Source organism: Mesorhizobium sp. PL10, assembly GCF_053714315.1.
Genome location: NZ_JBSKBR010000004.1, coordinates 76,426 through 103,039, shown reverse-complemented (window position 1 = coordinate 103,039; position 26,614 = coordinate 76,426). Strand labels below are relative to the sequence as shown.

Here is a 26,614-nt window from a genome sequence, read left to right as displayed (position 1 = left end):
TTGGGATCAGGCCGCGCCGAGGCGGACGTCACCCTTTTCAACATGCTGGAGAAACCACGCATATGTCTGTTCCAATCCACTGCGAAGCGCGTATCGCGGGCGCCATCCCGTTGCAAACAGCCGCGACACATCCATCAGTTTGCGCGGCGTGCCGTCCGGCCTGGTCGTGTCGAAGGCGATCGTAGCCTCGACGCCGGCGACGGATGCGACGGTTTGGGCGAGCTCGGCAATGGTGACATCCTCCCCCGAGCCGACATTGACGTGGCTGTCGCCGGCATAATTCTTCAACAGCCAGACCAGCGCGTCGGCAGCGTCGTCGACATGCAGGAATTCGCGCCGCGGCGTGCCCGAGCCCCACACCTCGAGCCTCGTGCCGCCGCTTAGTGCCAGCGTATGCGCCTTTCGCATCAGAGCCGGCACCACATGGCTGCTCTGCAGGTCGAAATTGTCGCCTGGACCGTAAAGGTTCGCCGGCATCGCCGAGATGTAATCGACGCCATACTGGCGCCGATAGGCCTGGCACAGTTTCAGCCCGGCAATCTTGGCGACCGCATACCATTCATTGGTGGGCTCGAGCGGGCCGGTCAGCAGAGCGTCTTCCGGGATCGGCTGTGGCGCGAGCTTGGGATAGATGCAGGACGAGCCGAGAAACAAAAGCTTGCCCACCTCGCAGCGAAAGGCGCTGTCGATGACATTGCTCTGCATGATCAGATTGTCCTGCAGGAAATCGACCGGGAACCTGTCATTGGCCAGGATGCCGCCGACCTTGGCGGCCGCCATCACCACGGCATCCGGTCTGTGCTCGGCCATCCAGCGCTGCACCCCCGCCTGGTCGAGCAGGTCGAGCCTGTCGCGCGATACGGTGAGCACCTCGCAATCCTCGCTCGCCAGCCGTCGCACGACGGCTGAACCAACCATGCCGGAATGCCCGGCGACGAAGACGCGCTTGCCTTTCAGCTCAAATGTCGCGTCCATCGGCCTGCCTCACGCGGAACGGCTGCTCTGCCGCGTGCCGACGGCAGCGCGCGCCAGATCGGCCTGCACCATTTCCGCCACCAGATCCCTGAAGCCGGTCGTGTGCGACCAGTCAAGTCTTGCCTTGGCCTTGGCGGGGTCGCCGAGCAAAAGGTCGACCTCGGTCGGCCGGAAATAGCGCGGATCGATGCGCACCAGCACAGCGCCCGAGCCGGCATCGACACCGACCTCGTCGACTCCTTCGCCTTGCCAGCGAATAGTGCGACCGGTCTCGGCAAACGCCAGTTCGACGAATTCGCGCACTGAATGCGCTTCGCCGGTCGCCAGCACGAAATCGTCGGCTTCGCTGTGCTGCAGGATACGCCACATGCCTTCCACATAGTCGCGCGCATGGCCCCAGTCACGCTTGGCGTCGAGATTGCCGAGATAGAGCGTGTCCTGCAGGCCGTGCCGGATCGAGGCGACGGCCCGCGTGATCTTTCGGGTGACGAAGGTTTCGCCGCGCGTCGGGCTTTCGTGGTTGAACAGGATGCCGTTGGCGGCGAACATGCCGTAGGCCTCGCGGTAATTGACCGTGATCCAGTAGGCATAGAGCTTGGCTGCGGCATAGGGCGAGCGCGGATGGAACGGCGTCGTTTCGCTTTGCGGGATTTCGCGCGCCTTGCCGTAAAGCTCGGAGGTCGAGGCCTGGTAGAAACGGACCGACCTCTCCATGCCTAGGATGCGGATCGCCTCCAGCAGCCTGAGCGTGCCCAGCGCATCGGCATTGCCGGTGTATTCGGGCGTCTCGAAACTCACCTGGACATGGCTCTGGGCGCCGAGATTGTAGATCTCGCTGGGCCGCGTCTCCTGAACCAGGCGGATGAGATTGGTTGCGTCGGTCAGGTCGCCATAATGCAGGAAGAAGCGCGCACCGCGCTCGTGCGGATCGACATAGATGTCGTCAACGCGCTCGGTGTTGAACGAGGACGAGCGGCGTTTGACGCCATGGACAATATAGCCCTTCTGCAGAAGCAGTTCTGCAAGATAGGCCCCGTCCTGCCCGGTTACACCGGTGATGAGCGCCACTTTTTCCGTCATTGCCGCATTCGTCCGCATCTAATCCCGGCAACGGAATACAGATTTGAAGCGAGAAGGCAAATCCCCCATGTGGGGGATACTTTTCAGCCGCCGATTGTGCCGTTCTCAGACACCCGAAACCGCGCAGAAATGCTTCATTCTGGTCAGCGCAAGCTCGGGATCGGCGAGCAACCCTGCCCGGTCGGCAAGGCGGAAGATGTCGCAACAGTGGAGGATGCCGCGCGCCGATTGCATGCCGCCAACCATGGCGAAATGGTCCTGGTGGCCGTTGAGCCAGGCCATGAAGATGATGCCGGCCTTGTAGTACTCAGTCGGCGCCTCGAAGATTCTCCGCGACAGCGGCACCGTTGGCGCCATCAGCGCGTCATAGCCGGCGCGGTCGCCGTCAGTCAGCTTCGCCAAGGCCGCGTTGGCGACCGGCGCGATGGCGTCGAATATGCCCAGCAGCGCGTGTGAATGCCGTTCGCCGTCGCCGGCGATCAGCTCGGGGTAGTTGAAATCGTCACCGGTGAACATGACGACGCCTTTCGGCAGGCGGTTGCGCAAGGCGACTTCCTTGCCGGCATCGAGGAGCGATATCTTTATGCCCTCGACCTTATCTGCATGGCGCTCGATGATGGCGACGACGGTGTCGAGCGCTGCCTCGAAATTGCCGCTACCCCAATAGCCCTTCAGGGCCGGATCGAACATGTCGCCCAGCCAGTGCAGGATGACCTTGCCGGAGGCCTGGCTGAGGATGCGGTCGTACACCTTGAGATAGTCGTCCGGCGCCTTCGCCACCGCGGCCAGCGCCCGGCTGGCCATCATGATCGCTTTGCCACCCTGGCCCTCGATGAAAGCGAACTGTTCCTCGTAGGCGCCAATGACATCATCGAGCGTTCTGGCAGCCGCCGGCGCCAGATGATCGGTGCCGGCGCCGGAAGCGAGGTCGGCGCCTTCGACGCTGCGTGCCTCGGCGATCGAGCGCCGGATCAATTCCTTCGCATTTTCCCAGTCGAAACCCATGCCGCGCTGCGAGGTATCCATCGCCTCGGCGATGCGGAAGCCGAGCCGCCACAGATGATGACGGAACGCCATCGTCTTGTCCCAGTCGACCGCGGGCTGCGACCATGGGTCGGTCATTGCAAGCGGATCGGCCACAACATGGGCGGCGGCATAGGCGATGCGCGAAAACCGCGCCCCGATAACCGGCTCAGCCGGCTGGCCGACGAGCCGATAGCGAGCGTGGCGGCCACCTTCCCCGGGCAAGGTGATGTCCATGAAATTCTCCCTTTGCCAGCGCCTATAAATGGAACGTTCCAATAAATCAAGAAGCTTTACGATTCCGGGAATTGACAACGTTGGATGCTGCGGCGCAACACGCAGCCCCTTGCCTTATTCGACTTTAAGGCCGGAACAATCACTTTTTCGGGTTTTGCGGAAATCCCGATTGACTCTCAGTGAGGCCGGCGTTTAGAACGTTCCAATTAATTCGAACAGAACACCGGGAGGACTATCTGGATGGCCAGCCGGGCCAAGGCGACGATTTTCGACATTGCCCGCGAAGCCGGCGTGTCCAAATCGACGGTCTCACTCGTGCTCCAGGGCAGCGGGCTGATCAGACCTGAGACAGCCAGCAAGGTTCGCAAGGCGATCGAGGATGTCGGCTATGTCTACAACCGCGGCGCCGCCAATCTGCGCAAGGCCCACTCCAACGTCATCGGCATGGTCATCAACGATCTCACCAACCCCTTTTTTGCCGAGCTGGCGGTCGGCATGGAGCGTGTCTTCCAGTCGGCTGGCATCGTGCCTTTCATCGCCAACACGGCGGAAAATCCGGTGCGCCAGGAAGAAGTCCTGAAGTCGTTGATGGAACAGGGCGTCGCCGGGCTGATCGTGTCACCGGCGCGCGGCACCACGCCGGGCGCCTTCCGCCGCCTTGAGACGGCAGGTGTGCCGGTCGTCTTTGCCATGCGCCGGCTGCCGGACAGCCGCATCCCGGTGATTGCGCCCGACAATCATCGCGGCGCGTACCTGGCGGCCGCCCATCTCATCGGCAAGGGCCATCGCCGGCTGGCCTTCTTCGGCGGCACCGCCGATCTGGTCGTCTATCAGGAGCGCCTGGGCGGTTTTCGCGAAGCCTGCGAGACATCAGGCATTGCCAGGCGCGACGTGCTTGTCGTCGAAGGCGAGACCAGCCGCAGGGGCGGCATCGCCTGCCTGGAAACCGCCCTTGCCATGGCCGAGCCGCCGACGGCGGCGCTGTGCTTCAACGACGCCGTCGCCTTCGGCGTTATGCTGGCGCTGCGCAAGCGCGGACTGGAACCGGGGGCGGATTTCGCCGTCGTCGGTTTCGACGACGTGGTCGAGGCCGAGCATTACATGCCGGCGCTGACCAGTGTTTCGGTGGATACCCCCGGTCTCGGCGAGCGTGCCGCGCACGTCATGCTGAAGATGATCCAGTCGCGCACCACACGCGCCGAGGATCATATCGGCGCCGTCAATCTGGTCGTCAGGGAAAGCTGCGGTCCCGATCGCCGCACCCAGAACAGGCCTGCAGGAATGGGAGACGCCGCATGAGCGTCAGATGGGGACTGATCGGCGCCAGCACGATCGCCAAACAATTCATGATCAACGCCATCCGAGCGCAAGCTGATGGCGAGATATCAGCGGTGATGAGCTCCAGCCCCGAGCGCGCCAATACCTATGCTCGAGAAAACAACATTCCGCTTGCCGTCTCGACGCTGGACGACCTTCTCGGCACCAACATCGACGCCGTCTACATCTCGACCACCAATGAACTGCATCTCGAACAGGCGCTGGCCGCGATCAAGGCGGGAAAGCATGTTCTGTGCGAAAAGCCGTTGGCGCTGACCAGCGCCGATGCGCGCACCATGGTCGCCGCCGCCAAGGCAGCCGGAACCGTGCTTGGCACCAACCACCATCTGCGCAATGCCGGCGCCCACCGCGCCATGCGCGACGCCATATCGGCCGGCCGCATCGGCAAGCTGATCGCCGCGCGCGTCTTCCATTCCGTCTACCTGCCCGAGAACCTGCAGGGTTGGCGCATCACCAGGCCTGAGGCCGGCGGCGGCGTGGTGCTCGACATCACCGTGCACGATGCCGACACGCTGCGCTTCGTGCTTGGCGACGATCCAATCGAGATATCGGCCTTTACCCAGTCGGCCGGCATGGCAGGCAGCGGCCTGGAAGATGGTGCAATGTGCATCTGGCGTTTCCGGTCAGGCGTCATCGCCCAGTCGCATGAGGGCTTCACCACGAAATTCGCGGATACCGGCTTCGAGGTGCATGGCTCCGAAGGCTCGCTGATCGCCAGGAATGTCATGACGCAGAAGCCGGTCGGATCGGTGCTGCTGCGCACCGCCAAGGGCGAGGAAGAGCTGAGCTTCGAGCGCGAAGATCTCTACGTCAGGTCGCTGCGCCAATTCCACGATGCGATCCGCGGCAAGGGCCAGCTATCGGCCACCGGCGAGGACGGCGTCTGGTCGCTGGCCTCGGCCGAAGCGGCATTGCAGTCGGAAAAATCCGGCAAGGCGGTCACCATCGATCCCAAGCTGGGGAGCGCCAAGTGAGCAAGCTCGTCTCCGCCGCCGAAGCCGCCGGCCTCATAGAAGACGGCATGACCGTGTCCGTCTCGTCATCGAGTGGCCTCGGCTGCCCGGATGCGGTGCTGGCCGCCATCGGCGAGCGCTTCGACGCGGAGGGCCACCCCAAGAATATCACCACGCTGCACCCGATCGCCGCCGGCGACATGTATGGCATCAAGGGCATCGATCATCTCGCCAAACCCGGCCTGTTGAAGCGCACGCTTTGCGGCTCCTACCCCTCTGGCCCGTCCTCGTCCGAGCCGCCGCAGATCTGGAAGATGATCGGCGACAATTCGGTCGCCGCCTACAATGTGCCGTCCGGCATCCTGTTCGACATGCACCGAGAGGCCGCCGCCAAGCGCCCGGGGGTGCTGACCAAGGTCGGTCTCGACACGTTCGCCGATCCACGCCATCAGGGCTGCGCCATGAATGCCGCAGCCAGCGAGCCGATCGTCTCCGTGCAGCAGTTCGACGGCGAGGAATGGCTCTATTTCCGCTCGATCGTGCCCAACATCTCGATCATCCGCGCCACGACATCAGACGAACGCGGCAACCTCACCTATGAGCATGAGGGCGCCTATCTCGGCGGCCTCGAACAGGCGCTCGCCGCCCGCAACAATGGCGGCATCGTCATTGCGCAGGTCAAACGCGTCGTCGAAAACGGCACACTGAAGCCGCATGACGTGCGCGTGCCCGGCGTGCTGGTCGACCATATCGTGGTTGCGCCGGATCAGTTGCAGACGACACTGACGCCTTACGACCCAGCGATTTCCGGCGAGATCTTCAGGCCGCTGTCGACCTTCCGCACGCCGGAGATGAACATCCAGAAGGTGATCGCACGCCGCGTTGCGATGGAACTCAGCGACGGCATGGCCGTCAACATCGGCTTCGGCATCTCGGCCAACGTGCCGCGCATCCTGCTTGAGGAAGGCCAGCACGGCAAGGTCACCTGGGTGATCGAACAGGGCGCCGTCGGCGGCGTGCCGCTGCTCGACTTCAAGTTCGGCTGCGCCTCCAACGCCGAGGCAATCATGCCCTCGCCGCACCAGTTCATTTATTTCCAGGCCGGCGGCTTCGACGCCTCGCTGCTCTCCTTCCTGCAGATCGACCGCCACGGCTCGGTCAATGTGTCGAAGCTTTCGGCAAGGCCGCATGTCACTGCCGGCGCCGGCGGCTTCGTCGACATTACCGCGCGGGCGAAAAAGATCGTCTTCTCCGGCTTGTTCAATGCCGGCGCAAAACTGTCGCTGGCCGATGGCGGCATCCGCATCGACGCGGAAGGCAAGGTCAAGAAGGTGGTCAACGAGGTCGAGCACATTTCTTTCTCGGGCAAGCGTGCAGTCGCGCAGGGACAGGACATCACCTATGTCACCGAGCGCTGCGTGATGAAGCTGACGCCGGACGGCCTGATGGTGACGGAACTGGCGCCGGGGATCGATCTCGAACGCGATGTGCTGGCGCAGTCCGAAACACCGCTCGCCGTCGCCAACGATCTCGAGGTGACACCGGCAGCCCTCTACCAGGACCGCCCGATCGGCCTGTCGCTCAATGGCGGCGCCTCGCTCGGAGGCGCGCATGGCTGAGCGCCTCGTCACCTTCGAGCAAGACGGCGCCATCGGCATCGTCACGCTGCGCCGGCCGGAAAAGTTCAACGCGCTCGACATTCCCATGCTGCGCGCGCTGGAAGCTGCGCTCGACGAAGCCGAGATGGCTGAGGGCGTGCGCGTCGTGCTGGTTCGCGGCGAAGGCAAGGGGTTTTGCGCCGGCGGCGACGTCGAGGCCTGGGCGCAGATGAGCGCCGCCGACTTCCAGGTGCAATGGGTGCGCTACGGCCACCGCGTCTTCGACCGGCTGGCGCGGCTCAGGCAACCGACCATCGCCGTGCTCTCCGGCCATGCGTTGGGCGGCGGACTGGAGCTGGCGGTGGCCTGCGACTTCCGTATCGCGGAAACGCAGGTGAAGCTCGGCTTCCCCGAAACCTCGATCGGCGTCGTCCCCGGCTGGTCCGGCACGCAGCGCGCCGTGCGCCGCTTTGGTGCGCAGACCGTGCGCCGCATGGCGCTCGGCGGCGAAGTCTTTGCCGCCCCTGGCGCGCTCGCCCTCGGCATCGTCGACCGCATGGTCGAGACCGGCCAGGCGCTGGCAGAGGCCAAGACGTGGGCCGAAAAAATCGCCCAGCGCGGGCCGCTCGCAACCGAAGCCGCCAAGCTGATGATCGCAGTCGCCGAAGGCGAGGAAAGTGCGGCCGCAACGGAAGCCCTTGCCAGCGGTTTCATTGCGCTGACCGGCGACCTCCAGGCCGGCGTCGGCGCCTTCAAGGCCAAGCAGAAGCCTGCCTTTTCGAGATCCTAGAGAAAGCACGATGAACGCACCGCTAAACATTTCCATGCCGACTGAGGCGTCCAAGGCGCCGAAGGCTTACAAGCTCCTGATCGACGGCAAGCCTGTCGATGCCCGCGATGGTCGCATGCTAGAGCGCAACAGCCCCGGCCACGGCTTCACCGTCTCGCGATATGCGCAGGCCGGCACGGCAGAGGTGGAAGCGGCGGTGCAGGCCGCGCACAAGGCCTTCGAGACCGGCCCCTGGCCGCGCATGAAGGCGGGTGAACGGGCCGCGATCCTGCTCAGAACGGCTGACCTCATCGAGGCCCGGTTGGAAGACATCGCCCGGCTCGATGCGCTGGAATCCGGCAAGCCGATCGCCCAGGCGCGCGGCGAGATTGGCGGCGCCGTTGACATCTGGCGCTATGCCGCTTCGCTCGCCCGCACGCTGCATGGCGAGAGCTACGCCAATCTCGGTGACGCCATGTTGGGTGTCGTGCTGCGCGAGCCGATCGGTGTCGTCTCGATCATCACACCGTGGAATTTCCCCTTCCTGATCGTCAGCCAGAAACTGCCCTTCGCGCTCGCCGCCGGCTGCACGGCAGTCGTCAAGCCGAGCGAAATGACCTCGGCCTCGACCTTCGTGCTCGGCGACATACTGATGCAGGCCGGCCTGCCTGCCGGCGTCGTCAACATCCTGGCCGGACTGGGTGCCGATGTCGGCGCGCCGATGGTCAGTCATCGCTTGGTCGAGATGGTGTCCTTTACCGGTTCGACCCGCGTCGGCAAGACGACCATGGCGGCAGCGTCGGATTCACTTAAGAAAGTCTCGATGGAGCTCGGCGGCAAGAACGGCCAGATCGTCTTCCCCGATGCCGACCTCAAGGCTGCCGCCGATGCGGCTGTCTTCGGTGGCTTCTTCAACGCCGGCGAGTGCTGCAATGCTGGCAGCCGGTTGATCGTGCATGAGGCGATCGCCGAAGACTTCCTCGCGGCGGTGAAGGCCCTGACCGCCAAGGTAGCGGTCGGCGATCCGCTCGACGACCGCACCAAGGTCGGCGCGATGATTTCCGCCGATCATCTGAGTAAAGTCGCGGGTTACGTCACGGCAGCGGCGAAAGACGGCAGCAATGTCTACAGCGGCGGTGGCCAGCTGGCCTCCAACGCCGGCCAATACCTCGATCCGACGATTGTTAGCGGCGTTACCGAGGACATGGCGATTGCGCGTGAGGAAGTGTTCGGGCCCGTGCTCTCCGTGCTGACTTTTGAAACGATTGAAAAGGCGTTGCACATCGCCAACAACACGCCCTATGGTCTGTCGGCAGGGGTGTGGAGCGCCAGCATCGACACCTGTATGTCGGTGGCGCGTGGTGTGCGTTCGGGAACGGTTTGGGTGAACACATTCATGGAAGGCTACCCCGAGCTGCCATTCGGGGGCTACAAGCAGTCCGGCATCGGACGCGAACTCGGCAAACGCGCTGTCGAGGATTATACCGAGGAAAAGACAATCCAGTTTCATCGCGGCCAGCGCACCGGTTGGTGGGTCGGCTGAGTTTGGAAGAACCCGGTGGGCTTCCACCGGTCGTGTAATGCAACAAGGGAGGTAGTACATGTTGCGCAAACTGCTTATCGGAACGGCTCTGGCGACGACCTTTGCTTTCTCGGCCCATGCCGAGGACGTCAAGGAAGTGCAGATGCTGCATTGGTGGACGTCGGGCGGCGAAGCGGCTGCCCTCAACGTGCTCAAGGGTGACCTGGCCAAGGAAGGCTATGCCTGGAAGGACGTGCCGGTGGCCGGCGGTGGCGGCGACGCCGCCATGACCGCGCTGAAAGCAATGGTCGCGGCCGGCAATTACCCGACCGCATCGCAGATGCTCGGCTACACGGTGCTCGACTACGCAGCGGCCGGCGTCATGGGCGACCTGACCGAAACGGCGAAGAAGGAAGGCTGGGACAAGTCGGTTCCGGCAGCCCTGCAGAAATTCTCCGTCTATGACGGCAAGTGGGTCGCGGCTCCGGTCAACGTCCACTCGGTCAACTGGCTGTGGATCAACAAGGCGGTGATGGACAAGATCGGCGGCACCGAGCCGAAGACCTTCGACGACTTCATCGCCCTGCTCGACAAGGCGAAGGCGGCTGGCGTCATCCCGCTCGCTCTCGGCGGCCAGAACTGGCAGGAAGCCACAATGTTCGACTCGGTCGTTCTGTCGACCGGCGGACCTGAGTTCTACAAGAAGGCCTTCAACGACCTCGACGACGAGTCCCTCAAGTCGGACACGATGAAGAAGTCGTTCGACAACCTCGCCAAGCTCGTCACCTATGTCGACCCGAACTTCTCGGGCCGCGACTGGAACCTTGCCACCGCCATGGTCATCAAGGGCGACGCCCTGGTGCAGGTGATGGGCGACTGGGCCAAGGGCGAGTTCAACGCCGCCAAGAAAACCCCGGGCACGGACTTCCTGTGCTATCGCTTCCCGGGCACGGAAGGCTCAGTGGTCTACAACTCCGACATGTTTGGCATGTTCAACGTTCCGGACGACCGCAAGGCCGCCCAGGTCGCGCTGGCCACCGCCACCCTGTCGAAGAGCTTCCAGTCGGCCTTCAACGTCGTCAAGGGTTCGGTTCCGGCCCGTACCGACGTTCCGGACACCGACTTCGACGCTTGCGGCAAGAAGGGCATCGCCGACCTGAAGGCTGCCAACGAAGGCGGCACGCTGTTCGGCTCGCTGGCCCAAGGCTATGGCGCGCCTCCGGCAGTCGCCAATGCCTACAAGGACGTCGTGTCGAAGTTCGTCCATGGTCAGATCAAGACCTCGGACGAAGCCGTGACCGAACTGGTCAAGGCAATCGACGACGCCAAGTAAGCGCTCGCCACCAAACACCTTCCCCGCTTCGGCGGGGAAGGTTTCACCTCAGGATTGGACGGCTTGAACACCATGCCGACCAAAGACCCGTATGCACCGGGCCGCCTTGCCGCCTGACGGCAGAGCATGGACGACCCGAAACGGGAGGAGCCTCATGAGCAGTGTAGCGACAACACAGATCAAGCTGACGCCGGAGCGGTCGCGCCCCTCTGTGCGCTCGCGCCTGCAGGACGCCCTGCCGAAGATCGTATTGGCGCCAAGCTTCGCGGCGACGATCGTCTTCGTCTATGGCTTCATCCTTTGGACGATCTATCTGTCCTTCACCAACTCAAAGACCTTCCCGTCCTACGCCATCACCGGCCCCCGCGCCTATCAGCGGCTGTGGCGCTGGACCTTCGAGAGCGACCCGCCGTCGAGCTGGTACACCTCGATCACCAACATGGGCATTTTCGGCTTCCTCTACATCGGTATCTGCCTGGCGCTCGGCCTGTTCCTGGCCATCCTGCTCGACCAGAAGATCCGCGGCGAAGGCGTGTTGCGGCCAATCTATCTCTACCCGATGGCGCTGTCCTTCATCGTCACCGGCGTCGCCTGGAAATGGTTCCTCGATCCCGGTCTCGGCCTCGAACAGACGCTGCATCAGTGGGGCTGGACGAGCTTCCATTTCGACTGGATCAAGAACAAGGATTTCGTTATCTACACGGTGGTCATCGCCGGCGTCTGGCAGGCCTCCGGCTTCATCATGGCGATGTTCCTGGCCGGCCTGCGCGGCATAGACGGCGAGATCATGAAGGCGGCGCAGATCGACGGCGCCAGCACCTTCCAGCTTTATCGCCGTATCGTCATTCCGCTGCTGCGGCCGATCTTCCTGTCGGCCTTCATCGTGCTCGCGCACCTCGCCATCAAGTCGTACGATCTGGTGGTTGCACTGACCAGCGGCGGCCCCGGCGGCTCGGCCTGGTTGCCGTCCAATTTTATGTATGAGTTCACCTTCAAGCGCAACGAGATGGCGGTCGGTTCGGCCAGCGCGGTGATCATGCTGATGACCATCACGGCCATCATCGTTCCGTATCTCTATTCCGAGCTAAGGGAGAAGTCGCGATGAGCGCCGTCACTTCACCCGCCCGCCAGGCTTCGAGCGGCATGCGCGCCAGGACGATAAACCGCATCGTCATCTACGGGCTGCTGGCCCTGTTCGCGATCTTCTACCTGATGCCGCTCTTCGTCATGCTGGTGACGTCGTTCAAGACCATGGACGAGATCCAGAACGGCAACATGCTGTCGCTGCCGCATGAGCCGACTTTCGCACCATGGATAAAGGCGTGGAGCGAAGTCTGCTCGGGCCTGACCTGTGTCGGCATGAAGGGTTATTTCTGGAACTCCATCAAGATGGTCGTGCCGGCGGTGCTGATCTCGACGCTGCTCGGCGCGCTCAACGGCTATGTGCTGACCAAATGGCGCTTCCGCGGCCACACGCTGGTCTTCGCCATGATGCTGTTCGCCTGCTTCATCCCATTCCAGTCGGTGCTGTTGCCGATGGCGACGATCCTCGGCAGCCTCGGCCGCTTCGGTGTCACCCTGCAGAACGCCACCGGCTTTAATTTCGGCCTCGGCAATTCGACCGTCAATCTCGTCTTCGTCCACGTCGTCTACGGCCTTGGCTTCACCACGCTTTTCTTCCGTAACTATTACGAAGCCTTCCCGACCGAGCTGATTAAGGCGGCACAGGTCGACGGCGCCTCCTTCTTCCAGATCTTTCGGCGCATCATGCTGCCCAATTCGCTGCCGATCATCGTTGTGACGGTGATCTACCAGTTCACGAACATCTGGAACGACTTCCTGTTCGCCTCCGCCTATGCCGGCTCCGGCGACGTAATGCCGATGACGGTGGCGCTGAACAATGTCGTCAACACCTCGACCGGAGTCGTCGAATACAACGTCAACATGGCCGCGGCGATGATCGCCGCGCTCCCCACCCTGATCGTCTATGTCGTCGCCGGCCGCTATTTCGTGCGCGGGCTGATGGCCGGTGCGGTCAAGGGCTGAGCTATCAGGAAGGAATAACCCATGGCTTTTCTGGAAATTGATGGGCTGAAGAAGCGCTTCGGGAACGTTGAGATCCTGAAGGGCATCGATGTCGAACTCGAAAAGGGCGGCTTCCTGGTGCTGGTCGGTCCGTCCGGCTGCGGCAAGTCCACGCTGCTCAACACCATCGCCGGCCTTGAGCAGATCACCGAGGGCGAGATCCGCGTCGATGGCCGCGCCATCAACGATCTGCATCCGTCCAAGCGCGACATCGCCATGGTGTTCCAGAGCTATGCGCTCTACCCGAACATGACCGTGGCCGGAAACATCTCCTTCGGCATGGAGATGCGCGGCGTGCCGGCCGACGAACGCCAGAAGGCGATCGACAAGGTGGCGAAAGTCCTGCAGATCGGCCACCTCCTCAACCGCAAGCCGAGCCAGCTTTCCGGCGGCCAGCGCCAGCGCGTCGCCATGGGCCGGGCACTGGTGCGCGACCCCAAACTGTTCCTGTTCGACGAGCCTTTGTCCAACCTCGACGCCAAGCTGCGCGTCGACATGCGCATCGAGATCAAGCGCCTGCACGCCACCACCGGCACGACGATCGTCTACGTCACCCACGACCAGATCGAGGCGATGACGTTGGCGACCAAGATCGCCGTCATGCGCGACGGCGAGGTGCAGCAGTTCGGCACTCCGGCCGAGATCTACAACAACCCCGCCAACCTGTTTGTCGCCGACTTCATGGGCTCGCCGGCGATGAACCTGATCCCGGCGACCATTGCCACCTCGGGCAATGCGCTGTCCGTCGTGCTACAGCGCGAGGCGCGCGAGCCGATCACGCTGCCAATGGCCAATGCGCCGGCGGGCCTCTCGGAATTTCAGGGCAAGCCGATCATCTTCGGCGTCCGGCCGGAAGCGCTGACCGATCCGGAAGGCGCCGAACGCAACGCCTCGAACATCGCCACCGCCGACCTGCACATCGAAGTGGTCGAGCCTGCGGGCTCCGACACTTTCGCGGTGACCAATCTCGGCGGCAAGCCCGTTGTGGCGCGGCTGCGCGCCGACGCCAATATCCAGCCGGGCACCAGCACGCCGCTGGCCTTCAACCTGACCAAGGCAGTGTTCTTCGATCCGGCGACCGAGAGCCGCATTCGCTGATGCATGTCGCCCAAAAGTGGATCCGGTTTTGGGGCTACGACATGCATCAAAACGAAGACCTTTAGACCATGACAAAACCGGACATCGTCATCATCGGCTCCGGCATCGGCGGCGCCACGATCGCCTCCGGTCTGGCCGGCAGCGGCGCCTCGATCCTGATGCTGGAACGCGGCGAGCCCTTGCCGGCGACCCCGCATGCGCGCGACACGCGCTCTATCTTCGCTGATGGCTATTACCGTCCCAAGGAGATGTGGCGCGAGGCCGGCGGCGCCGCCTTCAATCCCGGCAATTATTACTATGTCGGCGGCAATTCGAAATTCTACGGGGCGGTGCTGATCCGCTACCGCAAGGAAGATTTTTCGGCCATGGAGCACTTTGGCGGCGTTTCGCCGGCCTGGGCTTTTTCCTATGACGAATTCGAGCCCTGGTACTCCAAAGCCGAGCAGCTGTTTCGCGTCCGCGGCTCGCTGGGCGAGGATCCGACCGAACCGTTCCACTCGATCCCCTATGCCTTCTCGGCGGTGCCCGATGAAGCGCCGATCGCCCGCGCGCGCGCCGAGCTGAAAGGCCTCGGCCTGCATCCGGCCTCGCTGCCGCTCGGCGTCGACATCGACACCTGGCTCAAAGAGGGCAAGACCGGTTGGGATGCTTTCCCCAACACGGGGCAAGGCAAGATGGACGCCCAGACGGCGCCGCTGGCGGCAGCGCTCAAGGACAGCAACATCCGGCTCGAGACCGGCTGCTACGTCGAATATCTCGAGGCGGCGCCCGACGGCAAAAGCATCGCTGCCATCCACTACCGGCAAAATGGCGAGCTGAAAAAGGTGGCGCCGAAGCTGGTCATCCTGTCCGCCGGCGCGGTCAATTCCGCCGTCATTCTGCTGCGCTCGCCTTCAACCGATGGCAAAGGCCTCGCCAACCGCTCCGATCAGGTCGGCCGCAATTTCATGAACCACAATTCGAGCGCCATGCTGGCGATCGATCCGCGCCGCAGAAACGACAGCGTTTACCAGAAGACGCTGATGCTGAACGACTATTATCTCTCAGACGGCAAGGGCGGCAAGCCGCTCGGCAACGTCCAGCTGCTCGGCAAGATCGACGGCAATATGCTGAAGGCCAATGTGAAGTCGGTGCCGAAATTCGCGCTGGACTACATGGCCGGCCACGCCGTCGACTGGTATTTGATGTGCGAGGACCTGCCCGATCCGGAAAGCCGTATCATGGTCGACGGCAAGGACATCGTCATGCAGTGGCGGCGCTCCAACATGCAGTCGCTCGATGGGTTGACCAAGGTGATGCGCGAACACTTCCGCGCTTGCGGCTACCCCATCGTGCTGTCGCGCCCCTTCGACAAGCGCACACCGTCGCACCAGTGCGGCACGGTGAAGATGGGGGACGATCCGGCGACCTCGCCGCTCGATCCATACTGCCGTGCCTTCGACCACCGGAATCTGTTCGTTGTTGATGCGAGCTTCCTGCCGAACTCGGCTGCGGTGAACCCAGCACTGTCGATTGCAGCACAAGCGCTGCGCGTGGCCGAGCACATCCGCAAGACGGAGCTTGTAAGATGAGAGGTCAGCGCCGCCCCTCATCCGCCTGCCGGCACCTTCTCCCCGTAAACGGCGGGTCAATCGCATATGCCAATGCCAGCCCCCCACTCCGGCCGCTGCGCAGCCACCTCTCCCCCACGTTCGTGGGGGAGAGGAAACCCGAACCTTTCGAGGCAGCGACGTCAGTGGTTGGCATTTCCTCTTCCCCCACGAATGTGGGGGAAGAGGTGGCTCGGCGAAGCCGAGACGGAGTGGGGGAGCGCCTCATGCGATTGACCCGCCCGGCGGCCATCGTCACTGGCGGCGCGCGCGGCATCGGGCTCGCCTGCGCCGAGGCGCTGGCCGATGTAGGCTTCGACATTCTGGTCGCCGATCTGGTCGAGAAAGCCACAGACGGACTGGCCAAGAATATCACCGCACGTGGTGCGAAGTTCGCCTATATCAGATGTGACATCGCCAACCTCGACGATCACGCTGTGTTGGTCGACGCAGCCACACGCGCCTTCGGTCGCATCGACTGTCTCGTCAACAATGCCGGCGTCAGCGCCGTCGTGCGCGGCGACCTGCTGGAGCTTAAGCCCGAAAATTTCGACCGTGCGCTGAACATCAACCTGCGCGGCACCGTCTTCCTCAGCCAGGCCGTCGCCAGGGCAATGCTGGCGACCCCAAGCGATCATCCCCGGTCGATCATCACCATCACCTCGGTCAGCGCCGAAATGGCCTCGCCGGAACGCTCAGACTACTGCATCTCCAAGGCTGGCCTATCCATGTGGGTGAAGAACCTGGCGCTCAGGCTGGCGCCGGAAAACATCGGCGTCTTCGAGCTGCGCCCGGGCATCATCCGCACCGACATGACGGCGGGCGTCACCGCCAAATACGACGCCCTGATCGACGGCGGCCTGGTGCCGGCGAAGCGCTGGGGCGAAACATCCGACATCGGCGCGGTCGTGGCGACGCTTGCCGCCGGCAAGCTCGGCTTTTCGACCGGCTCGATTATCAATGTCGACGGCGCGCTCTCCGTGCCGCGATTGTAGGTGGATAGTGTCATGACCGACTACATCATCGTGGGCGCCGGCCCGGCCGGCTGCGTTCTCGCCAACCGGCTGAGCGAGGAACCTTCAAATTCTGTGCTGTTGCTGGAAGCCGGCGGCAAGGACTGGCACCCCTACATCCACATGCCGGCGGGCTTTGCCAAGATGACCAAGGGCATTGCTTCCTGGGGCTGGTCGACCGTGCCGCAAAAGCACATGCAGGACCGCGTCTTCTGGTACACGCAGGCCAAGGTTGTCGGCGGCGGCTCTTCCATCAACGCCCAGATATACACGCGCGGCAACGCACGCGACTACGAGGCATGGGAGAACGAAGAGGGCCTGACCGGCTGGGGCTATCGCGACGTGCTGCCCTATTTCAAGCGGGCCGAAGACAACCAGCGCTTTTCCAACGACTATCACGGCGACCAGGGCCCGCTCGGCGTGTCGAACCCGATTTCGCCGCTGCCGATCTGCGAGGCCTATTTTCGCGCCGGCCAGGAGATGGGCATCCCCTTCAACCCGGATTTCAACGGCGCCAGCCAGGAAGGCGTCGGCTATTACCAGCTGACCCAGAAGGACGCCCGGCGTTCATCCGCTTCGGTCGCCTATCTGAAACCGATACGCGCCCGCAAGAACCTGACCGTCAGGACCGATGTGCTGGTCACCCGCATCGTCGTCGAGAAAGGCCGCGCCATCGGCGTCGAGATCGTCGACAAGCCCGGCGGCCAGAAGACCGTCCTGCGCGCCGAGCGCGAGGTGATCGTTTCGTCCGGCGCCATCGGTTCGCCGAAGCTGTTGATGCAGTCGGGCATCGGCCCCGCCGACCATCTCAAATCCGTCGGTGTGACGCCGATCCATGACCTGCCCGGCGTCGGCTCCAATCTGCAGGATCATCTCGACCTGTTCGTCATCTGCGAATGTACCGGCGACCACACCTATGACAATTACGCGAAGCTGCACCGCACCGCCTGGGCTGGCCTGCAGTACTTACTGTTGAAGAAGGGGCCGGTCGCCTCCAGCCTGTTCGAGACCGGGGGCTTCTGGTACGCCGACCCGACTGCTGCCTCGCCGGACATCCAGTTCCATCTCGGCCTCGGCTCCGGCATCGAAGCTGGCGTCGAGAAGCTGAAAAACCCTGGCGTCACCTTGAACTCCGCCTTCCTGCGCCCGCGCTCGCGCGGCACGGTGCGGCTGAAGAGCGATGATCCGGCCGACCACCCGCTGATCGATCCCAACTACTGGTCCGATCCTTACGACCGCACCATGTCGATCAAGGGTCTCAGGCTTGCGCGCGAAATCATGCGGCAGAGTGCACTTCAGCCCTACGTGATGCGCGAGGTGCTGCCGGGTCCCTCGCTCGCCAGCGACGATGAGCTGTTCGACTATGCCTGCCGCAGTTCGAAGACTGACCATCATCCCGTCGGCACATGCCGCATGGGCAACGATGCCATGGCCGTGGTGACGCCGGACCTGCGCCTGCGCGGCATCGAAGGCCTGCGGGTTTGCGACGCTTCGGTGATGCCGCGCGTGCCCTCCTCCAACACCAATGCGCCGACCATCATGGTCGGCGAAAAAGGCTCGGATATTATCCTCGGCCGCGAGCCGCTGCCGCCGGCCGTTTTCTCCGGCAATCGCGCCGCGTAACAAGTTCAGGAAAGGCTCTCAAATGATCCGGCACTGCGTCTTCGTAAATTTCCGCGGCGATGTTCCCGCCGCCGAGCGGACGGCAATCCACGCCGACCTCGAGGCGCTTCGCTCCGTGGTCGACGGCATGGACACCGTCCATTTCAGCGCCAATGTCAGCCCGGAGCCGTTCAGCCGCGGTTTCAGCCACGGCTTCACCATCGACTTCCGCGATGCCGCCGCCCGCGACGCCTACCTCGTGCATGAAGCGCATCAGCGCGCCGGCGCTCGACTGGTCGCGGCCCTTGAAGGCGGGACCGATGGGCTGATAGTGTTTGATCTTGAGTTCAGCCCAGCCTGAGCGCCACGACACCGGCGACGATGCCGAGCGCGGCGGCGCCACGCCAGCCCGTCATCTTTTCGCCCAGCGCTAAGACCGAGATCATCATGGCGAACAGGATCGAGGTCTCGCGCAGCGACGCCACCGAGGCGATCGGCGCCTTGGTCATCGCCCACATGACGATCCAGTAGGCGGCACCGCTGAGCACTCCGGTGAACAGCCCGGCCTTCCAGTCACGCGCCAGCACAGGCAGTGCCTTGGGTCCGCGATAGACGAGGCACAGCACCAGCGCGCCAAGGGCGTCGCAGACGAACAGCCAGGCGGCATAACTCTGCGCCGTCGCAGCCAGTCGCGCGCCGCTTCCGTCGGAGAGCGTATAGCTGGAGATGAAGATCGAGGTGCCGAGCGCAAAGCCGACCGCGCGCAGATTGATCCGCTCTAGATGGGCGCCGCCGCGAAACGACATCACCAGCGTGCCGGCCGACAGCAGCAGGATCCCCAAGATGGCGAACGGCGCCGGCATCTCCTGCACCACGACAACGCCGCCGAGCGCGGTCAGCAGCGGTGCCGTGCCGCGCGCCAGCGGATAGGTCTGGGCGAAATCACCGGCCTTGTAGGCGCCGATCAGGAAAGTCCGGTAGCCCATGTGAAAGATCACCGAGGCGATGATGTAGGGCCACACTTCGGCCTTCGGAAACTCCACGAAGGGCAGCACGAACAGCGCGGCAAACCCCATGCCCAGCGTCATCAGCGTGATCGACAGGAAGCGGTCGAGATGGACCTTGACCAGTGCGTTCCAGATCGCGTGCATGGCGGCCGCGGCAAGCACCGCGAAGAAGACGAACAGCGTCATGGAGGGTTCAACGACCTCCCAAGCCCAAGGGCGTTTCGAGATCGATGTCGATCCGGACCGGGAAGTGATCGGACGCTACCTCGCCTATATCGGCACTGACCGAGCGAACGCGGTCCACGAACATGCCACCGACGAAGCAATGGTCGAGCCGACGCTTGGCCACCTTGCCGTCGATGGTTTTCACGTGGGTGTGGAAGTCCCCTGCCGGCTCGCTGGCAACAGCGGCCGCATCGACGAAGCCGCCGAGATAGGCTGCCCCCCGATGATAGGGCGTGCTGCCGACGATGCGGCTGTACTCGGCGCTGCCCGGCTCCATGTTGAAGTCGCCCATCCAGATCGCAGCCGTCGGATTTTCCGGCTCGGCTTCGCCACTGGTCCAGTTGCGCGAAGGCTCGTCATCCATGCCGCTCCATGGGCCGCCCTCGGATGGCGCCCGGCGATGTTCGGCGAGCAGATAGTCGATCTGCTCCAGCCGCTCCTCCGCCGCGATATGGGCGAGATGCAGCGACAGAAACCGCACCGGCCCGGCCGGCGTGCGGATCATGCATTCAAGTGCGGCGTTGCGGGTGTTGAGCGGCCGGAGCGTGCGGCGCATCGGCAGCGCGTGCAGGCGCGACCATACGATCGGTTGCTTCGACAGCAGCATGGTGCCGAACTGCCGGCGGCGGTTGACGATACGGCCGCCCTGCTCCTGGCTGGCATCCATGTCGAAGGCTGGACCATAGACCCAGTGATACCCCGGCAGCAGTCTGGACAGCAGCTCCGGCTGGTCATCCTCATTGCTCCGCTGCCAGTGCCGCTCGACCTCCTGCAGCGCGATGATGTCGGCGCCGTCGACCAGCTTCGCGCAGCGCGTCAGATCGTAACGGCCGTCGCCGCCGAATCCGTACTGGATGTTGTAGCTGACCAGCTTCATTGCTTATCCGGCTCACTTTCGCTGATGGCAGTAGCGGTTCAGTGGATTGGTTGCAATGTGCACGAGACTGGAAGCGGCTTGTGCCGGAAGCCTCCCCGCCCTTGCTTCGCGATCATGCACCGACTCCCGCCAGCCCGGTATCCTCTGCACGCCGGAAAACGCCGCGAGGCGCGCCGTGGAAAGCGACGGCGCGAAATTGGCGCTAGACTAGTCGGTCGTCAACGGCTGGAACCGGCCCGCCGGCGATGCCGCCAGTTCAGCCCAGTCGATCTCTTCCTCCAGCCGGTGATAGGCCTCGTCGCCGATCGTGCCGTTGCCGCGCAACTCCTCAAGTGTGTCGCGCTGGCGGTTGATGGTATATAGGCGCAGCCGGTCGTATTCGGTTGCCGCTTGAGCATCGTCGGGGTTTTCCGCGATCACGCGCTGCGCTTCATACTGCTCGCGCACGACGGCGGCCGCCGCCGATGTCTTGCGGCTCAGCACGTCGAGTGCGGCCTGCATGATGGCAACGCGCGCCTGCGCCACCTCGTTGTCGACCGTTCTGTCCGGGGCGAAGTTGATCCATCGCAGCAGCGGCTTCAGCGTCATGCCTTGCAGCACCAGCGTGCCAAGGACCACCGCGAAGGCGGCAAGCACGATCGGGTCGCGGTGGGGAAAATCGGCCGGCAGCGCAATGGCCACCACCAGTGTCACCAATCCGCGCATACCGCACCAACCGACCAGCACGGCGCCGCCAAATGTCGGCAGATCGCGCCTTGCCTCCTGGCTGCCGAGGCGGGCAAGCCATCGGATAATGGCGACGTAACTCCCCACCCAGAACAGGCGCGCCACGATGACGACGACCAGCACCGTCCCGGCGAAAAGGAATGCTTCGCCTTGCCCGTCGCCGGCGAGCCTGCCGACGATCGTGCGCGCCTGCAGGCCCATCAGCACGAAGGCGAGCACGTTGAGCACGAACACAGCCGACTCCCAGACCGAATAGGTGCTGACGCGGCGTCTCGCCGACATGCGGCGCGGCGCCCTGCGCGCGATGGTGATGGCGTAGACGACGATGGTGATGATGGCGGAAAGGCCGAGCCTGTCGGCAATGATCCACACGGCGAAGGTTCCGGCGAACTGCACCACCGTGCTGCTGGCCGCGTCCTCGATGCGCGCCAGCGTCAGCAGCGAGACGCGGCCGAACACATAGCCGGCGACGACGCTGCCGATCGTTGCCAGCAGGATCACCGGAATGGCGTTGCTCAGCATGATCGTGCCGAGCGCGGCCGAAACCGCCAGCCGATAGATCAGCAGTGCCGTGGCATCGTTGAGCAGGCTCTCGCCCTGCAGGATGGCGGTGATGCGGTGCGGCACCTTGAACTGGCTGAGCACGGCAGACGCCGCCACTGCATCCGGCGGCGCGACGATGGCGCCAAGCGCGATTGCCGCCGCGATCGGCAGGCCGGCCATCTTCCAGCCGACGAAGGCAACCACCACGGTGGTAAAGACGACGGCGCCAAGCGCGAGCAGCGCCAGTGACAGCCGGTAACGCTTCAGGTCGCGCAGTGAAGTGTCGTAGGCGGCATCGAGAAGCACCGGCGCGATGAACAGCGCAAGCGCCAGTTCCGGATCGATCTCGATCGTCGGCGCACCGGGCACGAAGGCAATCGCCACGCCGGCCAGCGCCAGCAGGGACGGATAGGGTATCTCCAGCCGTCGCGACAGCGCCGTCAGCGCAACGGCAGCCAGAAGCAGGACAAGGGTGAGTTCGAAAAGCGCCATCGCCTATCGTAGCGGTGAAGCGGCATCATGGGCAGTGGCTGGATGGCAAGATGCTGTTGATTGTCCAGCGCATTCCGGGCCCTGGCAGTATGCCCGGAGCGCATTGCCTGGGTATGGCATTGATCATGATCCCCATCGGCCAGTGCGACTCCCCTTCGCTCGTCGAGTCGGAGACGGAGACGGCGCTAAACGACCAAAACGGCTGTTACAGAGAACCGGAGCGGAGCGTACCGGCCTACGTCGGCCGTAGCCTCGGCTGCAACCATACATTACACGTGCTTCGGCTGGCGAAGGCCGGAAGCGCAGGCATCGGTCATTCGCAGGCCGGCCTCACCTGAACATCGGCACAGCCTAGTGCAGCACCAGCATATCGCTTGAAGAGAACGATATGTCGGCCTTTTCGCCGACGGCGGGGGGCGGCGTCGCCGGGCTGTTGAAGGTGTCGAGCGACACTGTGTTGCCGCCTATGCCGACGCGAACGCGGATCACCGAGCCGAGGAAGTGCACTTCGGAGATTTCACCCGAAAGGCTGGAGTCGCGGCCGGGCTGGCGTCCCAGCGAAATCGCCTCGGGCCGCAGTGCCAGCGACAGCATATCGCCGGACTTCGAACCGTTGAGCTTGCCCTTGAGCGAGACTTCCTGGGTGTTGACCTGCACCGTACCGGATGCGGGATCGGTGACCCTGCCCTCGAGCACGTTCAGCGTGCCGACGAAATTGGCGACAAACTTGGTCGCCGGGCGGTTATAGATTTCGAACGGCGTGCCGACCTGCTCGGCTTTGCCGCCATACATGACCGCGATGCGGTCGGAGATCGACAGCGCCTCTTCCTGATCATGGGTGACGAAGATGGTGGTGATGTCGAGCTTCTTCTGGATCGAGCGGATTTCCTCGCGCAGCGACACGCGAACCTTGGCATCGAGTGCCGACAGCGGCTCGTCGAGCAAGAGCAGCTTGGGCTTCGGCGCGATGGCGCGGGCCAATGCGATACGCTGCTGCTGGCCGCCGGAGAGCTGGTATGGATAGCGATCCGCCATCTGCGGCAGTTTGATCATGTCGAGCATTTCGGCGACGCGGCGGTCGGCATCCGGCTTGTTCATGCCGCCGACTTTCAGGCCGAAGGCGATATTCTGCGCCACCGTCAGGTTCGGGAACAGCGCATAGGCCTGGAACACCATGCCGACATTGCGCTGGTTCGGCTTCAACCTGGTGATGTCCTTGCCGGCGACGACGATCTTGCCGGCCGAGGGCTCCTCGAAGCCGGCGACCATACGCAGCACCGTTGTCTTGCCGCAACCGGATGGGCCGAGGAACGATACGAACTCGCCCGGTTCAACATCGAGGCTGAAATCCTGGACCACGGTGTTGGTTCCGTAGGACTTTCGCACATGCTGGATGGAGAGGAATGGCTCGGCCATGGCTTTCTCTTTCGATCAGTTCGGGCGGTTCGCCGATTTCGGCGCAAAACGGGACAGGAGTTGGATCAGCGACATGCAGCCCCAGGTAATTGCGAAGGCGATGACGGCAAGTGCGGCCGGCTCATAAGCGCGGTTGGCGCCGATGTTCTGCAGATACGGGCCGAAGGCCGGCCGGTTGAGCAGGCTGGCCATGGTGAACTCGCCGATAACGATGGCAAAGGTCAGGAATGCACCCGACAGCACCGCGATCAGCACATTTGGCAGGATGACGCGGGTGATGATCGTGCCCCAGCCGGCGCCAAGGATTTGTGCCGCCTCCGTCAACGTGCGCACATCGATGGTGCGCAGGCCGGTATCGACGGCGCGGTACATATAAGGCAGTGCCAATGTCGCATAGCCGATCACGAGCAAGGCGCTGGCGCCGAAATCGCTGGACAGGAACGGCAGCGGCGAGTTCGAGCCGTACATCCTGATATAGCCGAAGACGATCACGATGGCCGGAATGACCAGAGGCAACAACGTGATGAATTCGACGATTGGCCGCAGCTGCGGCAAGCGTAGCCGGATCCAGTAGGCCGCCGGCACCACGATCAGCACACCGAGAATGATGGTGAAGATCGCGGCGACCACCGAATATACGAACGTTGCCTGGAAGCGCGGATCGCCGAGCACGATCTGATAGGCGTCGAAGGAATGGACGCCGCGGCGCAGGCGCAGCGAAAACTCGAACGTCGCAATCAGCGGAATGAAGAAATAGGCGGCGGAAACGATAAAGACGACCCAGGCCCAGAACTTGCCAGACTTCATTTGAGCCACCTCTCGGAACGGGTCCGGAACCAGATGTAGAAGACATTGGCCAGCCCGGTGATGACGATCATTCCGAAGGCGATGGCGTAGCCGAGTTGCGGATTGTGCAGCACGTCGCCGTTGATCTGCGAATACAGCTTGATGGGAACGATGTTGAGCGTCGGACCGGTGAACGCGTAGGCCGTCGCAATGGCCCCGAAGGCATTGGCAAACAGCAAAATGACAGTGCCGAGGAAGCTCGGGAACAGCACGGGGATCACCACCATGCGCCAATATTGCCACTGGGTTGCGCCGAGCGTGGCGGCGGCCTCGTTCCATTCCTTCTTCAGGCCGTCGATCGCCGGCACGATGATCACCACCATCAGCGGGATCTGAAAGAACAGATAGACGACGATGAGACCCGTACTGGTCAGAAAATTGAAGCCCATCGCATAGATGTTCATGCCGAACACGTCGCGCAGGATGATTGTTACGATGCCGACCCGCCCAAGCGTCGCTATGAAGGCAAAGGCGAGCGGCAAGCCGGCGAAATTGGAAGCCACGCCTGAGAAGGTAAGCGTCGCGGAACGCACCCAGCTTGGCAGACCGCCGCGCACAATCGCAATCGCCAGCGCGAGCCCGGCAAAGGCGCCGATGATAGCCGACCAGAAGCTGATCCAGATCGACACCCAGTAGGAATTGCTGATGGAGGGGTCGCTCACCAGTTGCAGGATATTGTCGAGCGTGAAGTGGCCTTCACCGTCCTGGAACGCACCCAATACCAGATAGAGCGTGGGCAGGATCAGAAACATCAGGGCAAAGATAAAAAAGGGCGCGACGCCGATCCAATGCGTCGGAAAGCGGAACGCGGTCGCCGCGTTGGGCGGCACGGGCTTGCTGGCAATCGTGTTGTTTGAAAGCGAGAGATCGGTCATGCGCCGGCTACCGTCTTCGAGGGAGGGCCGGGCGGCCTCGCGGCCGCCCGGTGGATTTCAGTCTTACTTGACGTTGGCGCCGACAGTGGCGTCCCAGTTCTTGCTGATGGTTTCCTTGGCCTTGGCTTGCTCGTCGAGCGTCGGGAACGCGGCCGCAGCATAGGATTCAGCCGGCGGCAGCTTTGCCAGCACGTCCGCCGGGATCTTGCCGTTCTTGGCAAGATCGTTGAAGCGGATGGGGTGGCAGTAGCCCTTCAGCCAGCTGATCTGGCCTTCGTCGGAATAGAGGTACTCCATCCACAGCTTGGCGGCGTTCGGGTGCGGCGCGTACGCGCTGATCGCCTGCACATAGACGCCGGCGACAACGCCGGTCTTCGGCACGATGACGTCGACGGGCGGGTTGCCCTTCAGCGTGTCGCGGCCGGCGAGCGCGTTGTAGTCCCAGTTGATCAGGATCGGGGTCTGACCCTGGGCGAGCGTTGCCGGCTTGCCGACGACCGAAACGAAATTGCCGGCGGCGTTGAGCTTCTTGAAGAAGTCGAGACCAGCGGTGCCGGCGGCTTCGCCGGCGGCGGCGCCACCGGCAAGACCGGAGGCATAGACAGCCTGGATGGCCTGGTTCGAAGCGCGCGGATCACCGGCAAGAGCGACCGAGTTGGCGAATTCCGGCTTCAGGAGATCAGCCCAATCCGTGGGCGATTCCTTGATCAGGTCCTTGTTCACCATGAACGACAGAACGCCATAATAGTCGCCGTACCAGAAGCCGTCGGCATCCTTGGCGCTGTCCGGGATCGAGTCCCAGGTCGACACTTTGTAGGCCTGGATAAGACCGTCGGCCTTGGCGGTCGGGCCAAAGGACAAGCCGACGTCGATGACGTCAGGCGCCTGCGGACCCTTGTTGTCCTTGTTGGCCTTGATCGCCTCGACTTCGTCGCCGGAGCCGGCATCGGGGTTGAGCTCGTTGATGCTGATTTCCGGATACTTCGCCTTGAAACCGTCGATGACGGCGCCATAACCACACCAGTCATGCGGCAGCGCGATGGTGGTGAGCTGGCCTTCCTTCTTTGCCGCGGCCACCAGTTCGTCCATGGACTGGGCCGACGAGATAGCAGAGGTCGCCATGAGGGCGACGGCCGATAGGGAAAGCACTTTCCCCGTGAACTTGAACATGTGTCCTCTCCGTTGAACTGGCGTCGCTGGACGCCTGCGATGCGGTATCTTTTTCATGTGACAGCCAGATGAAAGCTTTTTGAAACTGGCTCCCGGCGGCACGAAAAGTTAACTCTTTTTAACAGGCTGTAGCAATTAGCCCTCACTTAATTTTCCGGCTAATGGTTTATCGCCTTGCCTCCTGCCCCTTGCCCCTTCCTTTCCCCTCGTTCCAAATAAAAT

The 26,614-nt window shown here is 63.3% G+C and carries 24 protein-coding genes; 14 read left to right on the top strand and 10 right to left on the bottom strand.

Annotation, left to right across the window (positions count from 1 at the left end; all coding sequences use genetic code 11):
- Positions 1–6: 6 nt before the first annotated feature.
- From fcl to ACWGTO_RS08855, 3 genes are all read right to left on the bottom strand, one after another.
- Entirely contained in the window at positions 7–975 is a 969-nt protein-coding gene (gene fcl / locus ACWGTO_RS08865) for a GDP-L-fucose synthase (protein WP_454574487.1), read from the bottom strand.
- A 9-nt stretch (positions 976–984) separates the two neighbouring features.
- Positions 985–2,055: a GDP-mannose 4,6-dehydratase gene (gene gmd, locus ACWGTO_RS08860; RefSeq protein WP_454574486.1), complete on the bottom strand. Its 1,071-nt coding sequence runs from the start codon at positions 2,053–2,055 to the stop codon at positions 985–987.
- Positions 2,056–2,160: 105 nt separating this feature from the next.
- On the bottom strand, positions 2,161–3,315 hold the full coding sequence (locus ACWGTO_RS08855) for a dihydrodipicolinate synthase family protein (protein ID WP_454574485.1): 1,155 nt from the start codon (positions 3,313–3,315) through the stop codon (positions 2,161–2,163).
- Between the two features lie 240 nt (positions 3,316–3,555).
- Between ACWGTO_RS08855 and ACWGTO_RS08850 the strand changes: the two genes are divergently transcribed.
- From ACWGTO_RS08850 to ACWGTO_RS08790, 13 genes are all read left to right on the top strand, one after another.
- Positions 3,556–4,614, top strand: coding sequence for a LacI family DNA-binding transcriptional regulator (locus ACWGTO_RS08850; RefSeq protein WP_454574484.1), 1,059 nt, complete (start codon positions 3,556–3,558; stop codon positions 4,612–4,614).
- Positions 4,611–5,627 carry a Gfo/Idh/MocA family protein gene (locus tag ACWGTO_RS08845; RefSeq protein ID WP_454574483.1) on the top strand — a complete coding sequence of 339 codons (1,017 nt, stop codon included), beginning with the start codon at positions 4,611–4,613 and terminating at the stop codon, positions 5,625–5,627. The genes ACWGTO_RS08850 and ACWGTO_RS08845 overlap by 4 nt, the downstream gene beginning before the upstream one ends.
- On the top strand, positions 5,624–7,225 hold the full coding sequence (locus tag ACWGTO_RS08840) for an acyl CoA:acetate/3-ketoacid CoA transferase (RefSeq protein WP_454574482.1): 1,602 nt from the start codon (positions 5,624–5,626) through the stop codon (positions 7,223–7,225). Before ACWGTO_RS08845 ends, ACWGTO_RS08840 begins: the two co-directional genes overlap by 4 nt.
- On the top strand, positions 7,218–7,994 hold the full coding sequence (locus ACWGTO_RS08835; RefSeq protein WP_454574481.1) for an enoyl-CoA hydratase/isomerase family protein: 777 nt from the start codon (positions 7,218–7,220) through the stop codon (positions 7,992–7,994). Before ACWGTO_RS08840 ends, ACWGTO_RS08835 begins: the two co-directional genes overlap by 8 nt.
- A gap of 10 nt (positions 7,995–8,004) precedes the next feature.
- Complete coding sequence (locus ACWGTO_RS08830; protein WP_454574480.1) at positions 8,005–9,516, top strand: aldehyde dehydrogenase family protein; 1,512 nt, start codon at positions 8,005–8,007, stop codon at positions 9,514–9,516.
- Between the two features lie 58 nt (positions 9,517–9,574).
- Entirely contained in the window at positions 9,575–10,828 is a 1,254-nt protein-coding gene (locus ACWGTO_RS08825) for an ABC transporter substrate-binding protein (RefSeq protein ID WP_454574479.1), read from the top strand.
- 154 nt (positions 10,829–10,982) lie between these two features.
- On the top strand, positions 10,983–11,933 hold the full coding sequence (locus ACWGTO_RS08820) for a carbohydrate ABC transporter permease (RefSeq protein WP_454574478.1): 951 nt from the start codon (positions 10,983–10,985) through the stop codon (positions 11,931–11,933).
- Positions 11,930–12,874 (top strand): carbohydrate ABC transporter permease, encoded by a 945-nt coding sequence (locus ACWGTO_RS08815; RefSeq protein WP_454574477.1) that lies wholly within the window; start codon positions 11,930–11,932, stop codon positions 12,872–12,874. The genes ACWGTO_RS08820 and ACWGTO_RS08815 overlap by 4 nt, the downstream gene beginning before the upstream one ends.
- Positions 12,875–12,895: 21 nt before the next feature.
- Positions 12,896–14,011 carry an ABC transporter ATP-binding protein gene (locus ACWGTO_RS08810; RefSeq protein WP_454574476.1) on the top strand — a complete coding sequence of 372 codons (1,116 nt, stop codon included), beginning with the start codon at positions 12,896–12,898 and terminating at the stop codon, positions 14,009–14,011.
- Positions 14,012–14,079: 68 nt separating this feature from the next.
- The gene (locus ACWGTO_RS08805) at positions 14,080–15,582 is read left to right on the top strand and encodes an FAD-dependent oxidoreductase (RefSeq protein WP_454574475.1); all 1,503 of its coding nucleotides are present in this window, start codon (positions 14,080–14,082) and stop codon (positions 15,580–15,582) included.
- Positions 15,583–15,827: 245 nt separating this feature from the next.
- Entirely contained in the window at positions 15,828–16,595 is a 768-nt protein-coding gene (locus tag ACWGTO_RS08800) for a 3-ketoacyl-ACP reductase (protein WP_454574474.1), read from the top strand.
- A gap of 12 nt (positions 16,596–16,607) precedes the next feature.
- A complete protein-coding gene (locus tag ACWGTO_RS08795) occupies positions 16,608–18,236 on the top strand; it encodes a GMC family oxidoreductase (protein WP_454574473.1) in 1,629 nt (542 codons plus the stop codon).
- Between the two features lie 22 nt (positions 18,237–18,258).
- Positions 18,259–18,576 carry a Dabb family protein gene (locus ACWGTO_RS08790; protein WP_454574472.1) on the top strand — a complete coding sequence of 106 codons (318 nt, stop codon included), beginning with the start codon at positions 18,259–18,261 and terminating at the stop codon, positions 18,574–18,576.
- Here ACWGTO_RS08790 and ACWGTO_RS08785 read toward each other — a convergent pair.
- The 3 genes from ACWGTO_RS08785 to ACWGTO_RS08775 all read right to left on the bottom strand — a co-directional run bounded on the left by ACWGTO_RS08785 (position 18,563) and on the right by ACWGTO_RS08775 (position 22,085).
- The gene (locus ACWGTO_RS08785; protein WP_454574471.1) at positions 18,563–19,408 is read right to left on the bottom strand and encodes an EamA family transporter; all 846 of its coding nucleotides are present in this window, start codon (positions 19,406–19,408) and stop codon (positions 18,563–18,565) included. The two genes, ACWGTO_RS08790 and ACWGTO_RS08785, sit on opposite strands and share 14 nt — an antisense overlap.
- Positions 19,409–19,415: 7 nt before the next feature.
- The gene (locus ACWGTO_RS08780; RefSeq protein WP_454574470.1) at positions 19,416–20,324 is read right to left on the bottom strand and encodes an endonuclease/exonuclease/phosphatase family protein; all 909 of its coding nucleotides are present in this window, start codon (positions 20,322–20,324) and stop codon (positions 19,416–19,418) included.
- Between the two features lie 207 nt (positions 20,325–20,531).
- Positions 20,532–22,085, bottom strand: a complete 1,554-nt coding sequence (locus ACWGTO_RS08775; RefSeq protein WP_454574469.1) for a cation:proton antiporter — start codon at positions 22,083–22,085, stop codon at positions 20,532–20,534.
- 50 nt (positions 22,086–22,135) lie between these two features.
- Here ACWGTO_RS08775 and ACWGTO_RS08770 point away from each other — a divergent pair, with 50 nt between their 5' ends.
- Complete coding sequence (locus ACWGTO_RS08770; RefSeq protein WP_454574468.1) at positions 22,136–22,423, top strand: hypothetical protein; 288 nt, start codon at positions 22,136–22,138, stop codon at positions 22,421–22,423.
- 13 nt (positions 22,424–22,436) lie between these two features.
- On the opposite strand, the gene ACWGTO_RS08765 is transcribed toward ACWGTO_RS08770, so the two are convergent.
- The 4 genes from ACWGTO_RS08765 to ACWGTO_RS08750 all read right to left on the bottom strand — a co-directional run bounded on the left by ACWGTO_RS08765 (position 22,437) and on the right by ACWGTO_RS08750 (position 26,392).
- Entirely contained in the window at positions 22,437–23,501 is a 1,065-nt protein-coding gene (locus ACWGTO_RS08765) for an ABC transporter ATP-binding protein (protein ID WP_454574467.1), read from the bottom strand.
- 15 nt (positions 23,502–23,516) lie between these two features.
- Positions 23,517–24,308 carry an ABC transporter permease gene (locus tag ACWGTO_RS08760; RefSeq protein ID WP_454574466.1) on the bottom strand — a complete coding sequence of 264 codons (792 nt, stop codon included), beginning with the start codon at positions 24,306–24,308 and terminating at the stop codon, positions 23,517–23,519.
- Positions 24,305–25,099: an ABC transporter permease gene (locus tag ACWGTO_RS08755; RefSeq protein WP_454574676.1), complete on the bottom strand. Its 795-nt coding sequence runs from the start codon at positions 25,097–25,099 to the stop codon at positions 24,305–24,307. The genes ACWGTO_RS08760 and ACWGTO_RS08755 overlap by 4 nt, the downstream gene beginning before the upstream one ends.
- 186 nt (positions 25,100–25,285) lie before the next feature.
- Positions 25,286–26,392, bottom strand: coding sequence for an ABC transporter substrate-binding protein (locus ACWGTO_RS08750; protein ID WP_454574465.1), 1,107 nt, complete (start codon positions 26,390–26,392; stop codon positions 25,286–25,288).
- Positions 26,393–26,614 lie beyond the last annotated feature (222 nt).